Raw genomic sequence first — 14,000 nt, forward strand, 5'->3', positions numbered from 1 at the left:
ACGACACGCGTGTCCAGAGGGACGGTTCGCCGCTGAGCCCGGCCGCACGCGTGTCGTCCGCCCCGTCACGCGTGCCGTCCAACCCATCACGCGAAACGGCCAGATCGCCATGAGGGTCTCGAGTGGTAGCCGCCCTTGTCACTCACGGCCTCCGGCCGCTCCCCACCTGGTGGCCTTCCTCCTGGTCCGGGTGACCGGGAGGGAATGAGATGATGGCGGGCGCCGTTGTAACCCTTTCGGCCCCTGTCCCACCTCTCGAAAGCAGGCTGCTTTTGTCCGTGTCCCCGGACCGGGAACTCGACGCGCTCGAGCAGGACGTCGCGCTCGAGCAGGAGTACGTCACCACCCTTTACCGCAAGCTCGACGCCGAACGCGTCGACGCGCAGCGCAGGCTCGACCAGACGCTGCGCCAGACCGGCGGCACCCCGCAGGCGCGCACCGAACGTGACGTCGCCACGACGCTGTACACCGACAGGCTGTCCCAGCTGAGTTCCGTCGAGCAGGGCCTGTGCTTCGGCCGTCTCGACTTCCTGCCCGATCATGCCGAAGAGACCACCTACGTCGGGCGGCTCGGGCTGTTCGACGAGGACGACGAGTACCGCCCGCTGCTCGTCGACTGGCGTGCGCCGGTCGCGCGGCCCTTCTACCTGGCCACCGCCGCCTCGCCCGAAGGCGTCCGCCGACGTCGCCACATCCGGTCGCTGAGCAGGAAGGTCGTCGGCGTCGACGACGAGATCCTCGATCTCTCCGCCGCCGACCAGGGGCAGGACCTCGGTCTCGCGGGCGAGGCGGCGCTGTTGGCCGCGCTCGAACGCCGCCGCACCGGTGAGATGAGTGACATCGTCGCCACCATCCAGGCCGAGCAGGACCGCATCATCCGCGCGTCGCCGAACGGCGTCCTGGTGGTACAGGGCGGGCCGGGTACCGGTAAGACCGCGGTCGCGCTGCACCGCGCGGCGTACCTGCTCTACACGCACCGGCAGCAGCTCACCACGCGCGGCGTGCTGGTGGTCGGGCCGAACAGCACGTTCCTCCGCTACATCGGGCAGGTCCTGCCGTCGCTGGGCGAGACCGGGGTGCTGCTGGCCACGATCGGGCAGCTGTACCCGGGCCTCGACGCCACCGGGCCGGTCACCCGCGAGGCCGCGGAGATCAAGGGCCGTCCGGTGATGGCCGACGTGCTCGCCAACGCCGTCCGCGACCGGCAGCGCGTGCCGGAACCGGTGCTGGAGATCGAGTTCGAGCGCGAGATCCTCATGCTCGACCGCAAGACCTGCACCGAGGCCAGGACGCGGGCCCGCCGGTCGCGCCGCCCGCACAACCTGGCCCGGCGGATCTTCGTCTCCGACCTCCTCGACGCGCTGACCCGCCAGGCCGCCCGCAGACTGGGGGAGGACCTGCTCGACGCGCGGGACGTCCAGGACATCCGTGCCGAGGTCTCCGCCGACAAGAAGGTGGCCGCCGCGATCAACGGGTTGTGGCCCACGCTCACCCCCGAGATCGTGCTCGACGAGCTGTTCGCCGAGCGCGAACGGTTGCGCAGCGCGTCCGGGAAAGCCTTGTCGGACACCGATCGTGAGCACCTCTACAGCCCGACGGACGCCAAGTGGAGCCCGGCCGACGTCCCGCTGCTCGACGAACTCGCCGAGCTGCTCGGCGAGGACGACACCGACGCGAGGGTCGAGCGCGCCCGCCGGGAGCGGGAAGACCGCGCCTACGCGGAAGGCGTGCTCGACATCCTCGAACAGGACGAGGAGATCATCGACGAGGAACTGCTGCGGGTGGGCGACGTCCTCGACGCCGAACTGTTCGCCGAACGTCAGCAGCGCCGCAGCGAGATGACCGCGGCGCAGCGGGCGGCCCAGGACCGCACCTGGACCTTCGGGCACGTGATCGTCGACGAGGCGCAGGAACTGACCGCGATGGACTGGCGGCTGCTGATGCGCCGGTCGCCGAACCGGTCGATGACGCTCGTCGGTGACGTCGCCCAAACCGGGGCGGCAGGGGGAGCGCGGACGTGGGGCGAGGTGCTGTCGCCGTACGTCGCCGATCGTTGGCGGCTCGAAGAGCTGACCGTGAACTACCGGACCCCGGCGGAGATCATGGCCGTCGCGTCCCGCGTGCTCGCCGACGTCGATCCCGCGCTGGAAGCGCCGGTTTCGGTGCGGGAGACGGGTTTCGAGCCATGGCTGCGCTCCGTGGAACCGGCGGAACTCGCCGCCGGGCTGCCCGGTCTCGTGGCGGCGGAACTGTCCGCCGTGGACGGTGGGACGGTCGCCGTGCTGTGCCCGGTCCCGCTGATCGAGACGGTGTCGGAGGCGCTCGGCGAGACAGGGGACCGCGTGTCGGTGATGGCGGTGGAGCGGGCGAAGGGCCTGGAGTTCGACTCGGTGGTGCTGGTCGCCCCTGACGAGATCGTCGCCGGGTCCCCGCGCGGGCTCAACGATCTCTACGTCGCCCTGACCAGGGCGACCCGTCGGATGGGCGTAGTGCAGACCGGTGACCTTGTTCCGGCGCTGGAGGGTCTTGGCTAAGGTCGGCCGCATGCGCACATTCGGCAAGATCGTGGTCATCGGCGCGGGCGTCCTCGCCCTGGCGGCCTGTGGCGAGAAGCAGAACACCGCAGGCTCGGCTTCCAGCCCCGCCCCCGCCCCGTCGTCCTCCAGCGAGGCAGGCGCCGCTTCGAAGGGCAAGGAGTGCACGGCGGACGACGTCAAGACCACCGGGAAATTCGGGGAGGCGCCGACCATCACCATCCCGGACGACTGCGACCCGCCGAAGAAGCTCATCACCAAGGACCTCGAGCCCGGCACCGGCGAGGGCGCCAAGGCGGGCGCGAAGCTGAAGATGAACTACTCGCTGGTCACCTGGTCCAACAAGCAGAAGCTGGACAGCTCCTTCGACCGCGGCGAGCCGTTCGAACTCGACCTCGGCGCCGGCATGGTCATCAAGGGCTGGGACCAGGGCCTGGAAGGGATCAAGCAGGGCGCGCGGCGGCTGCTGATCATCCCGCCGGACCTCGGCTACGGTCAGGGCGGCAACGGCATCGCGCCGAACGAGACGCTCGTGTTCGTCACTGACGCCGTGAGTGTCCCGACCGACAAGGGCTGAGCTCACTGGAGCTGAAGGGGCCCTTCCCCGCATCTCACGCGGTGAAGGGCCCCTTCGCTGCATGCGATGCGGGGAAAGTCCCCTTCAGCTCCCGGCGTACTCCCAGGTGAGCAGGGTGATCTCCAGGCCCTTCTCGACCTTCACCTCAGGTTCCCTGTCGGTGACGGCGTAGCCGACGCGGCGTGCGACGGCCACGCTCGCCGTGTTCTGCGCGTCGATCTTCAGCCGGAGCGGCCCGAGACCGTGTTCCAGCGCGTAGGCGGTGAGCACCCGGAGAGACCGTGCCGCGAGATCTTGTCCGCGGTGGGCCGGGCCGACCGCGTAGCCGAGTTCGACGTGGCCTTCTTCCGGTAGGAACAGCACCACTTCGCCGAGTGGCTCGCCGCCGTCGACCGTGATGGCGAGCCGCCGCCCCGTCCCGTCCATGCGACGGGTGAGACTCTTCTCGTAGTGCCCCTTCGCCGCCACCTCGTCGAACGGAGACGGCAACGGCGTGAAGCGCGCGACGGCGGGGTTGTGGAACAGGCCGGGCATGAACGCGACGTCGTCCTCGATCCAGTCGCGCAGCACGAGGCCTTCCCCGGTGAGCCGGACCTGCTCCGGCCAGATCACGGTCACGGAATCAGCAGGAGCTTGCCGGTGGTGCGCCGCCCCTGCAGATCTTCGTGCGCCTGGCTGGCTTCGGCCAGGGGATAGCGGCCGCCGATCCTGATGTTCAGCGAGCCGTCCCGCACGGCGGCGAACAGTTCGTTCACCCGCCACTCCAGTTCCTCGCGGGTGAGCACGTAGTGCGCTGAGGTCGGGCGGGTGAGGTACACCGAGCCGCTGCGGTTGAGCAGTTGCGGGTCGATCGGTGGCACCGGGCCGCTGGCCGCGCCGTAGAGGGCGAGCAGGCCGCGGATCCTCAGGCTCGCCAGGCTGCCGTCCACAGTGGACTTGCCGACGCCGTCGTAGACCACCGCGACGCCCTTGCCGCCGGTGAGTTCACGGGCCGCCTCGGCGAAGTCGACCTGGTCGTAGCGGATGACGTCGTCCGCACCCGCCTCCGTGGCGAGTTCGGCCTTCTCGGCGGTGGAGACGGTGCCGATCACCCGTGCGCCGCGGGCCTTGGCGAGCTGGACCAGCAGCAGGCCCATCCCGCCCGCGGCGGCGTGGACGAGGACGTCGTCACCGGCCTTGACCTCGTAGGTCGAGGCGATGAGCGCGTGCGCGGTGACGCCCTGCAGCATCGTCGCGGCGGCGGTCTCCTCGGTCACGCCGTCCGGGATCTTCACCGCGACCGAGGCGGGGAGCAGACGGCGCTGGGCGTAGCTGCCCAGCGAGCCCTGCCAGGCGACCCGATCGCCGACGGCGAAACCGGTCACGCCGTCGCCGATCGCGGCGACCGTGCCCGCGCCCTCCATGCCCAGGATGAACGGCGTGTCGATGGGGTAGATGCCCTCGCGGTGATAGGTGTCGATGTAGTTGACGCCCGCCGCAGCGATGTCCACCAGCAATTCCCCGGCACCGGGTTCGCCGACCTCGACTTCGGACAGCTCAAGGACTTCGGGACCGCCGGTTCGCCGGATCTGCACTGCCGTGGGCATACATCCTCCTCGTTCAAGGTCGTTCCGACCGGGACAACTATGGCCGACGCCACGGTTATTCCGCGTCGCGGGCCTTTCGCGGTTAAGCTCGGCCCGTGGCTGAGACCGAAGAGAAGACCGAGACCGCCGCCCCGACGTCGCGCCAGGTCGCGGCCGCCCGTGACTTCGTCAAGCGGCACGGGAAACCGTCGCGCGCGGTGGTGGAGAACATCGGGCGGATCGGTGCCAGGGTCGTGCTCGTGGGCGCCGACGGCGCGCTCGGCGACGTCGTCGTCGTCTCCATGGAGGCAGGCGAGGCGCTGGTCGAGGCCGTCGAAGACCTCGAGCCCGCCGAGTGGGACAGCGAGACCGTGAAGGCCACCAAGATCGGTGCCGAGCACCGCCGCCGGATGGCGGGGAAGTGAGCGGTTCCGCGATCTTCGTCGCGTGCTCCGCACTGCCGGAAGGCGACGGTGACGAACACGCCGTTCCCGAGGCGATGGCCGACCTCGGCTTCAAGACCCGCTGGGCGGCCTGGGACGACACGACCGTCGACTTCGGCGCCGCGGACATCGTCGTGCTGCGCGCCACCTGGGACTACGCCGAGCGTCGCGACGAGTTCCTGTCCTGGGCCGAAACCGTGCCCGTGCTGTCCAACTCGGCCGAAGTCGCGCGCTGGAACACCGACAAGTCCTATCTGGCGGAACTCGGCGACGCCGGGGTCTCGGTCGTGCCGACGACCTTGATCGCACCGGGGGACGAGACACCGCGCTGGCCCAAGAGCGATTTCGTGCTGAAGCCCGCGATCGGTGCCGGCTCCCGGGGCGTCGGGAAGTTCACGCCGGCCCGCGCCGAAGACGCCGCGTCGCATCTGAAGAGTCTTCACGGCGAGGGCCACACCGCAGTGATGCAGCCGTATCAGCCCAGCGTGGACAGTGAAGGCGAGCTCGCGCTGGTGTACTTCGGCGGCGTGTACTCGCACGCGTTCTCGAAGGCCGCGATGCTGGGCCGGGAACTCGACGAATCCGGTTTGTACGTCACGGAAAAGCTCGCGCCCGTGCAGCCGCCCGCGAAATTCCGGGCCTTGGCCGAAGACGTTTTGGACGCGACGGCGGCGCTGCTCGGCATCTTGCGCGCGGAACTGCTCTACGCCCGCGTCGATCTCGTCGCCGGTCCGGACGGCAGGCCGCTGTTGCTGGAACTGGAACTCGTAGAGCCGTCGCTCGGCTTCCGGCAGACCGACGCCGACGCCGCTTGGCGCTTCGCCTCGGCTGTGCGGCAGCAACTCTCCTGACGCAAGTCGTCCTCTAGTTGCGGTAGATGCGTGTGCAAGTACCGCAACTAGAGGACGAAATGCGGGGCCTTAGGCGGGTTTCACGCGTTTCGCGGCCAGACGTTCGGGTTTCGGCCACCGCACGTCCCGCGCCCAGCCGAACTTCTCGAACAGCCAGATCACCCGCGCCGAAACGTCGACCTGTCCGCGCAGGACGCCGTGCCGCGCGCAGGTCGGGTCGGCGTGGTGGGAGTTGTGCCACGACTCGCCCATGGAAAGGATCGCCAGCGGCCAGAAGTTGGCCGCCTTGTCACGGCTGGCGAACGGGCGCTCGCCGATCAGGTGACAGATCGAGTTCACCGACCAGCTGACGTGGTGCAGGAATGCGATCCGGACCAGCCCGGCCCAGAAGAACCCGGTCACCGCACCCCACCACGACCAGCTGATCAGCCCGCCGAGCACCGCGGGCAGCGCGAGACTGAGCGTGATCCACAGCCAGAAGTAGCGGTTCACGACGCGAAGATCCTTGTCGGCCACCAGGTCCGGCGCGAAGCGCTCGTAGTTGGTCACCTCGCGGCCGAACATCCAGCCCATATGCGCGTGCCAGAACCCGCGCAGCAGCGCCGTGGGCGACGTTCCGAACAGCCAGGGGGAGTGCGGGTCGCCTTCGCGGTCGGCGAAGGCGTGGTGACGTCGGTGGCTGGCCACCCAGAAGATGACCGACCCCTGCACCGCGAAACCGCCGGCGATGGCGAGCGCGATCCGCAACGGGCGGCCGGCCTTGAAGGCGCCGTGGGTGAAGTAGCGGTGGTACCCGACGGTCACCCCGAGCGTTCCCAGCGTGTAGAACACGGCCGCCAGCGCGAGGTCGACCCAGGTCATGCCCCAGCCCCACACGATCGGCACGGCGGCGAGCAGGGCGACGAACGGGACCAGCAGAAAAGTCTTGAGTATCAGCATCTCCCCAGCCCCTCTGCGGTGGGAGATCAGGGGTTTGGACTGACTGGCCGGTGCGTCCGGCTCCGTGCTGGCGGTCATGCGACACCTCGTGACTCGACTCGGAGGTGACCCCCGTGTGGGGCACCGAACGCAGCGTAAGGGCATCGTCTGGCGCGCACGCCGCCCGGGGGTTACGTCCGGTTTGCCGAGGGGTCAGTTCGAGGTGGCTAGTTCCCGCTCGGGGGCCTCGGCAAACGGCGCGGGACCGCGATCGCGTGAGCCACACCACAACGCCGCCGTCGCGATGATCACCGCCGCGGAGCCGAGGACGTGGAACGAGACCAACGCCTCCGGCACACCCAGCGCGTACTGCACCGAGCCCAGGACGCCCTGAGCGAGCGCGATGACCCACACGACGCTGTAGCGCCTCCACAGCTGCTTCGGCGTGCTGCCACGCATCAGCTGGAGCCCGAACACGGCCAGCACGATCAGGTAGGCCACCAGCAGCCCGCCGTGGATCTGCGTGAGCGTCTCGATCGGCGCCTGGAACCGGTGGGTGCCGGGGTCGCCGCCGTGCGGTCCCGCACCGGTGACCGTGGTGCCGGCGATGAGGACGGCCCACATCACGGCGGCGAGCACGACCAGCGTCTTGCGGCCCGCGTCCGGGATCAGCCAGCGGGCGGGCTCGTCACCCTCCTTGAACGCGCGCAGCAGCAGGACCGCGAGCCAGACCAGGGGAGTGGAGGCAAGGAAGTGCAGTGCGACGGTCCACCATTCGAGCTTCGCGAGCACGGTGATCCCGCCGACGACGGCCTGCAGCAGCACGCCCGCGGGCATCGTCCAGGCCAGTTTCACCAGACGACGGCGGCTCGGGTGCTCGATCTGTACACGCCAGGCGGTGATCACGCACAGCGCGGCGACGGCGATGACGACGCCGGTCAGCATCCGGTTCCCGAATTCGATCCACTGGGTGAGCGCGTCGAATTCCGGGTGTGCCACGGGCACGATGCTGCCTTCGACGCACTGCGGCCAGGTCGGGCAGCCGAGGCCCGAGCCGGTGACGCGGACGACCGAGCCGGTGACGCCGATTCCGGCCTGTGCGATCACCGCCGCCATCGCGACCGCTCGCTGAACCGCGAACGAGGGATACGGCAGACGCGCTACAAGGCTCTGGAACGGCACGCCTTCGATGCTAGAACGCCGTTCCTGAGAGCGTTCCACCGGCCGCACCCGCTGTGTCCGCCGCCTCAGGTGAGGCGGGTGGTCTTGCTCGCCAGCGCGCCCGCGACGACACCCCAGCCGACGAGGACCGCGAACGGGCCCCAGCCGAACGAGCCGTTCAGCAGCACCGACCGCAGACCTTCGGCGAGCGCGCCCGAGGGCAGCAATTCCACGATCGTCGCGACGCCGGACGGCATCGTCGACGGCGCCAGCAGGATGCCGCCGGCGAGCAGCAGCACGAACCAGACGATGTTCGCCAGCGCCAGCACCGCTTCCGCGCGCAGCGCCCCGCCGAGCAGCAACCCCAGCGCGCCGAACGCGAACGTGCCGACGATCAGGAACGGGATCGCACCGAGGATTCCGCCGAGCGACGGCGACCAGCCCAGCAGCGCGGCGACGGCACCGAGGATCACGGCCTGCAGCGCGACCACGACCAGCGCGGCGGTCACCCGGCCGGCGACGAGCAGCCAGCGGGGCAGCGCGGTGGCGGAAAGCCGTTTGAGGACACCGTATCGGCGGTCGAAGCCGAGTGCGATGGCCTGTCCGGTGAACGCGGACGACATCACCGCCAGCGCCAGGATCCTCGGCGTGATCCAGTCCACTTTGGACGCCGAACCGAGCTGTGCCGACGGCAGGATGTCCAGCAGCGACAGGCCGATCAGCAGCGCGAGCGGGATGAGCAGGGTCAGCAGGATCTGCTCGCCGTGGCGCAGGGTCAGACTCACCTCGACCTTCGCGTGCGTGCGCAGCATCTTGCCGAGCGAACCGCGACCGGGGGCCGGGGTGAACGTGCCCGCGGCGAACCGCGGGGCGGGCGTCGTGATCATGCGCGCAATTCCCGTCCGGTCAGCTCCAGGAAGACCTCTTCCAGCGTGCGCCTGCCGACCTGCAGTTCCTCGGGCATGACGCCCTGCTGCGCGCACCACGCCGTCACCGTCGACACGACCTGCGGGTCGATCGGGCCCTCGACGAGGTACGTCCCCGGCGCGGACTCGTGGACGAGGTGACCTTCGGGCAGTGCCGCGGTCAGCAGGCCGATGTCGAGCCGCGTCCTCGCCTTGAAACGCAGCTGCGCGGCCTCGCCCGCGTCGACGGTCAGCGACTGTGGGGAGCCTTCGACGACGACCTTGCCGTGGTCCACGATCACGACGGTGTCGGCCAGCGTTTCGGCCTCTTCCATCAGGTGCGTGGTGAGCAGCACGCTGACCCCGTCGGCGCGCAACGCTCCGAGCAGCTCCCAGACCAGGCGGCGGGCCTGCGGGTCCATGCCCGCCGTCGGCTCGTCGAGGAAGAGCAGTTCCGGGCGTCCGACGAGCGCGCAGGCGAGGGAAAGCCGCTGCTGCTGCCCACCGGAAAGCCGTTTGAACGGCGTCTTCCGCGCGCCCGAAAGTCCGAGGATGTCCAGCAGCCAGGCCGGATCGAGCGGGTTCGCGGCACACGCCGCGACCAGTCCGAGCATTTCGTCGGCCCGGACACCGGGATACGCGCCGCCGCCCTGGGGCATCACGCCGATCCGCGGCCGCAGCGCCGTCCCGTCCCGTGCCGGGTCCATGCCCAGCACGCGGACTTCGCCGTCGTCAGCGCGCAGGAAGCCTTCGCAGATCTCGACGGTGGTGGTCTTGCCGGCCCCGTTCGGGCCGAGCAGAGCGAGCAGTGTGCCACGTTCCATCCGCAGGTCGAGTCCATCGACCGCGGTGGTGGATCCGTAGCGTTTCACCAGCCCGGTGATCTCGACGGCGGGGGTGTTCACGACAGGTCACGATACGGCCTCACGCCGGGACCGAATGCTCCGGGGACGGTCTGGACAGCAGCAGCGGCGAGATGCGGTGGACGATGAACAGCCCCAGAAGTGTGACCGCCCCCGCGGCGGCCCACGCGAACGGCAGGACGTAACCGCGGCCGTCGAAGGTGCTGCCCGTCGTGGGCAGCAGGAACGGCAGGACGGCGGTGACGATCGTCGCGGCGATGCGGAACCGCGACGTTCCCGCGGCCGCGGCGAGCGGGATGATCGCCCACAGCAGGTACCAGGGCTGCAGTGCCACGTGCAGCACCATCACCGCGCCCAGCGAGACGCCGAGGCCGATGATCGGCCGGTAGCGCCAGTTGAAGCTGTCCCAGAGGAACTTGAGTGTCACGGCGCCCGCGACGAGGTAGCCGAGGGTGCCGAGGATCGGCACCATCGCGTTGGTGTGGTTGCCGAGGCCGAGCGCGATGCCGAGGACGCCGCCGAGAGCGGCGAGTTCCGACGTCGGCGAGATCCACGAGCGGACCAGTCCAGGGGTCCCGAGCGCGCCGACCCAGCCGAAGCCGAGGCCGGTGCCGTAACAGACCGCGACCAGCACGACGCCGAACAACAGCGCCATCGGCGCCGCCGCGGTGAGCAGGTCCTTGAGCTTGCCGTGCCAGCGTCTCGCCACCATCACCGTGAAGAACGGCAACGCCAGGATCGCGTTCAGCTTCACCGCGACGCCGAGGGTGATGATCGCCACCCCGAGCCCGATGAACAGCAGTTCGCCCTTGGCCAGTGGCGGGGGAGCGTCGCCCTTGAACCGCACCGGCATCCGGCTGAGGCCGACCTCCAGCCCGGCCACCATGAGGCCGATCGCCAGCGCGTCGTTGTGGGCGCCCGCGACGAAGTGGAAGATCAGCAGCGGGTTCGCCGCGCCGAGCCACAGCGCGGTGGCGGGTTGCACGCCGAAGCGCCGGGCCAGCCGGGGCAGCGCCCAGATGATCAGGATGACGCCGATCAGCGCGAGACCGCGCTGCAGCAGTACCCCGGTGACGATGCTCCCGTTGCTCAGCGGGGCGAGCCAGCCGCCGAGGCGCAGCAGCAGCGGCCCGTAGGGAGCCGGGGTCTCGCGCCACATGTTGGAGACACCCGAGGTCAGCGGATCGGAGACACCGAGCGCTTCGGCGGGGCCGAGGGAGTACGGATCCATCCCGCGCGCCACGATCTCGCTCTGCGCGAGATAGCTGTAGACGTCGCGGGAGAACAGTGGCGGGATGAACAGCAGCGGCGCGCACCAGAGCGCGATCGTGCGGGCGAGCTGGCCCTGGGTGGCGAGGCGGCGGCGCGCGGGCTGTGCGAACCGGCCGAGCAGCAGCCAGCTCAGCACGATGATCGCCATCCCGGCCAGGCCCATCGCGAGCGAGACGGTGGGGATACGGGTGAACAGCCGCAGGACCGGGATGTTCTGCACCGGGTTGATCACCGGTGCGGCACCCGCGCCGAGCGAGCCGAGGGCGAGGAACAGGGAACCGACCGCGCCGAACCGGCGGACCACGTTCAGCCCGCGCAGTTCCCTGTCGTCGAGCGGTTCGGGTTCGTGCGGGCGTGCCGGGGACAGCGTCGCCACCGATCCCGGCGCCGGGTCTTCCGGTACCGCCCCGTCCGTGTCCCGCTGTGCCGGGTGTTCGCCCACTGCCACGCACGAAGGGTAGCGATCGCGGGAACAGACTGAACGGGTACGTGGTTACCGCCGGGGCCGAAGGGGACCATCCCCGCGTAGGACGCGGTGAAGGACGCTTTCGTCTCATCGCATGCGGGTAAAGCGTCCTTCAGCTCCGGCAGGGGCGAAGTGACCCGCGCCACTCCGTGAGGCACCCCTCTTTGCCGTCTCCCCGGAAATACGTCACACTTGTGTTGTGAAAAAGACGGAGACACGGGACGAGGCCGGTGGCGACATGTCGCGCGCCGACGTCCAGCCTGTCCCCGTCCAGGTCGGCCCCGAGGGCCGGACCAGGCACGAAGTGGCCCGCTTGCTGCTGGAACAGGGTCCGATGACCGCCATCGTGGTCGCCGAGCAGCTGGGGATCAGCGCCGCCGCCGTCCGCCGTCATCTGGACGCGCTCCTGGCCGACGGCGAGGCCGAGACCCGCGACGCGCCCCGTCGTGGCCCCCGTGGACGAGGCCGTCCCGCCAAGAACTTCCTGCTCACCGAAGCGGGCCGCGCCCGGTTCGGACACGCTTACGACGATCTCGCGTCCTCGGCCATCCGGTTCCTCTCCGAACACGCCGGCGAAGACGCCGTGAAGGCCTTCGCGGAGGCCCGTGTAGCTTCGCTGGTCGGCCCGCATCAAGAGGCCATCGCCAAGCACACGGATCCCGCCGCTCGCGCCGAGGCCCTCGCTGCGGCGCTGACCAGGGAGGGTTACGCTGCGTCGACCCGCCAGGTCGGGGTCGGTGAACAGCTCTGCCAGCACCATTGCCCGGTCGCCCACGTCGCCGCCGAGTTCCCCCAGTTGTGTGAAGCCGAGACAGAGGCTTTCGCGGAACTCCTGGGTACTCACGTGCAGCGACTGGCGACCATCGCACGCGGTGACAACGCGTGCACCACACACGTACCCGTCGCTTCGGCGGGTCACCCGGCCACACCCGCGCCGGGAAGCACGGCGCCCTCTCCAGGGCGCACAGCACGGATCCCGAATGGAGGGAAACCCGCATGACTGCCGCTGCCGAGCAGCGCACTCCCACCACCGCGCCCATGAGCCAGGAAGAGACCATCGAGTCCCTTGGCAAGTACGCGTTCGGCTGGGCGGACTCCGACGAGGCGGGCTCTACTGCCCGTCGCGGACTGAACGAGGACGTCGTCACCGACATCTCCTCGAAGAAGTCCGAGCCGGAGTGGATGCGCGAAGCACGACTGAAGGCGCTCAAGCTCTTCGACTTGAAGCCGATGCCTAACTGGGGTGCGGACCTCTCCGGGATCGACTTCGACAACATCAAGTACTTCGTGCGGTCCAGTGAGAAGCAGGCCACCTCCTGGGAAGACCTGCCCGAGGACATCAAGAACACGTACGACCGGCTCGGCATCCCCGAGGCGGAGAAGCAGCGCCTCGTCGCCGGTGTCGCCGCGCAGTACGAGTCCGAGGTCGTCTACCACTCGATCCGTGAGGATCTGGAGGCGCAGGGCGTCCTGTTCCTGGACACCGACACCGCGCTCAAGGAGCACCCGGAGATCTTCAAGGAGTACTTCGGCTCCGTGATCCCGGCCGGGGACAACAAGTTCTCCGCGCTGAACACCGCGGTGTGGTCCGGCGGCTCGTTCATCTACGTGCCCAAGGGCGTCAAGGTGGACATCCCGCTGCAGGCCTACTTCCGGATCAACACCGAGAACATGGGCCAGTTCGAGCGGACCCTGATCATCGTCGACGAAGACGCCTACGTGCACTACGTCGAGGGTTGCACCGCGCCGATCTACCAGTCCGACTCGCTGCACTCGGCGGTCGTGGAGATCATCGTGAAGAAGGGCGCCCGCTGCCGTTACACGACCATCCAGAACTGGTCGAACAACGTCTACAACCTGGTCACCAAGCGCGCCAAGTGCGAAGAGGGCGCGACCATGGAGTGGATCGACGGCAACATCGGTTCCAAGGTCACGATGAAGTACCCGTCCGTCTTCCTGATGGGCGAGCACGCCAAGGGCGAGGTCCTCTCGGTCGCCTTCGCGGGCGAGGGCCAGCACCAGGACGCCGGCGCGAAGATGGAGCACCTGGCGCCGCACACCTCCTCGACCATCGTGTCGAAGTCGGTGGCGCGCGGCGGTGGCCGCACCTCCTATCGCGGCCTGATCAAGATCGCGAAGCGGGCACACCACTCGCGGTCCAGCGTGGTCTGTGACGCGCTGCTGGTCGACACGATCTCGCGGTCGGACACGTACCCGTACGTCGACATCCGCAACGACGAGGTCTCCATGGGCCACGAGGCGACCGTCTCGAAGGTCAGCGAAGACCAGATGTTCTACCTCATGTCGCGCGGTCTCGACGAGGCCGAGGCCATGGCGATGATCGTGCGCGGGTTCGTCGAGCCCATCGCGCGTGAGCTGCCGATGGAGTACGCGCTCGAGCTGAACCGCCTGATCGAGCTTCAGATGGAAGGGTCCGTCGGCTAG

General features: G+C 69.4%; 13 protein-coding genes. 6 read left to right on the forward strand and 7 right to left on the reverse strand.

Translation table 11 applies throughout. The features are described 5' to 3' along the window. The first annotated feature begins 278 nt into the window (after positions 1-278). Together ACM6LU_RS12010 and ACM6LU_RS12015 are read left to right on the forward strand one after the other, a co-directional pair. Positions 279-2,534 (forward strand): HelD family protein, encoded by a 2,256-nt coding sequence (locus ACM6LU_RS12010; RefSeq protein WP_414937961.1) that lies wholly within the window; start codon positions 279-281, stop codon positions 2,532-2,534. A gap of 10 nt (positions 2,535-2,544) precedes the next feature. Then, positions 2,545-3,111: an FKBP-type peptidyl-prolyl cis-trans isomerase gene (locus tag ACM6LU_RS12015; protein WP_414937695.1), complete on the forward strand. Its 567-nt coding sequence runs from the start codon at positions 2,545-2,547 to the stop codon at positions 3,109-3,111. Positions 3,112-3,195: 84 nt separating this feature from the next. Here the strand turns inward: ACM6LU_RS12015 and ACM6LU_RS12020 are convergent, their stop codons facing one another. Continuing rightward, entirely contained in the window at positions 3,196-3,729 is a 534-nt protein-coding gene (locus ACM6LU_RS12020) for a GNAT family N-acetyltransferase (RefSeq protein WP_414937696.1), read from the reverse strand. Further along, complete coding sequence (locus ACM6LU_RS12025) at positions 3,726-4,697, reverse strand: quinone oxidoreductase family protein (RefSeq protein WP_414937697.1); 972 nt, start codon at positions 4,695-4,697, stop codon at positions 3,726-3,728. The genes ACM6LU_RS12020 and ACM6LU_RS12025 overlap by 4 nt, the downstream gene beginning before the upstream one ends. 95 nt (positions 4,698-4,792) lie before the next feature. Here ACM6LU_RS12025 and ACM6LU_RS12030 point away from each other — a divergent pair, with 95 nt between their 5' ends. Together ACM6LU_RS12030 and ACM6LU_RS12035 are read left to right on the forward strand one after the other, a co-directional pair. Continuing rightward, positions 4,793-5,101, forward strand: a complete 309-nt coding sequence (locus ACM6LU_RS12030) for a hypothetical protein (protein WP_414937698.1) — start codon at positions 4,793-4,795, stop codon at positions 5,099-5,101. Beyond that, complete coding sequence (locus ACM6LU_RS12035) at positions 5,098-5,970, forward strand: ATP-grasp domain-containing protein (RefSeq protein WP_414937699.1); 873 nt, start codon at positions 5,098-5,100, stop codon at positions 5,968-5,970. Before ACM6LU_RS12030 ends, ACM6LU_RS12035 begins: the two co-directional genes overlap by 4 nt. Positions 5,971-6,039: 69 nt before the next feature. Here ACM6LU_RS12035 and ACM6LU_RS12040 read toward each other — a convergent pair whose 3' ends face one another. The 5 genes from ACM6LU_RS12040 to mptB form a co-directional block, all read right to left on the reverse strand. After that, positions 6,040-6,987, reverse strand: a complete 948-nt coding sequence (locus ACM6LU_RS12040; protein WP_414937700.1) for an acyl-CoA desaturase — start codon at positions 6,985-6,987, stop codon at positions 6,040-6,042. Positions 6,988-7,101: 114 nt separating this feature from the next. Then, entirely contained in the window at positions 7,102-8,070 is a 969-nt protein-coding gene (locus ACM6LU_RS12045) for a COX15/CtaA family protein (RefSeq protein ID WP_414937701.1), read from the reverse strand. A gap of 65 nt (positions 8,071-8,135) precedes the next feature. Then, positions 8,136-8,936 carry an ABC transporter permease gene (locus ACM6LU_RS12050; RefSeq protein WP_414937702.1) on the reverse strand — a complete coding sequence of 267 codons (801 nt, stop codon included), beginning with the start codon at positions 8,934-8,936 and terminating at the stop codon, positions 8,136-8,138. Continuing rightward, positions 8,933-9,859, reverse strand: a complete 927-nt coding sequence (locus tag ACM6LU_RS12055) for an ABC transporter ATP-binding protein (protein ID WP_414937703.1) — start codon at positions 9,857-9,859, stop codon at positions 8,933-8,935. Before ACM6LU_RS12055 ends, ACM6LU_RS12050 begins: the two co-directional genes overlap by 4 nt. 19 nt (positions 9,860-9,878) lie before the next feature. Beyond that, positions 9,879-11,465: a polyprenol phosphomannose-dependent alpha 1,6 mannosyltransferase MptB gene (gene mptB / locus ACM6LU_RS12060; RefSeq protein ID WP_414937962.1), complete on the reverse strand. Its 1,587-nt coding sequence runs from the start codon at positions 11,463-11,465 to the stop codon at positions 9,879-9,881. Between the two features lie 328 nt (positions 11,466-11,793). Here mptB and ACM6LU_RS12065 point away from each other — a divergent pair, with 328 nt between their 5' ends. Then, on the forward strand, positions 11,794-12,555 hold the full coding sequence (locus tag ACM6LU_RS12065; protein WP_414937963.1) for a helix-turn-helix transcriptional regulator: 762 nt from the start codon (positions 11,794-11,796) through the stop codon (positions 12,553-12,555). A 38-nt stretch (positions 12,556-12,593) separates the two neighbouring features. Next, positions 12,594-14,000 carry a Fe-S cluster assembly protein SufB gene (sufB, locus tag ACM6LU_RS12070; RefSeq protein WP_409492618.1) on the forward strand — a complete coding sequence of 469 codons (1,407 nt, stop codon included), beginning with the start codon at positions 12,594-12,596 and terminating at the stop codon, positions 13,998-14,000.

This window comes from Amycolatopsis sp. cmx-11-51, from assembly GCF_047608665.1.
GTDB lineage: Bacteria > Actinomycetota > Actinomycetes > Mycobacteriales > Pseudonocardiaceae > Amycolatopsis.

Excerpts from the sequence above, each read along its gene's own strand:
- ACM6LU_RS12015 (WP_414937695.1), top strand. The coding sequence starts at position 2,545 with ATGCGCACATTCGGCAAGATCGTGGTCATCGGCGCGGGCGTCCTCGCC.
- ACM6LU_RS12025 (WP_414937697.1), bottom strand. The coding sequence starts at position 4,697 with ATGCCCACGGCAGTGCAGATCCGGCGAACCGGCGGTCCCGAAGTCCTT.
- ACM6LU_RS12040 (WP_414937700.1), bottom strand. The coding sequence starts at position 6,987 with ATGACCGCCAGCACGGAGCCGGACGCACCGGCCAGTCAGTCCAAACCC.
- ACM6LU_RS12050 (WP_414937702.1), bottom strand. The coding sequence starts at position 8,936 with ATGATCACGACGCCCGCCCCGCGGTTCGCCGCGGGCACGTTCACCCCG.
- ACM6LU_RS12065 (WP_414937963.1), top strand. The coding sequence starts at position 11,794 with ATGTCGCGCGCCGACGTCCAGCCTGTCCCCGTCCAGGTCGGCCCCGAG.
- sufB (WP_409492618.1), top strand. The coding sequence starts at position 12,594 with ATGAGCCAGGAAGAGACCATCGAGTCCCTTGGCAAGTACGCGTTCGGC.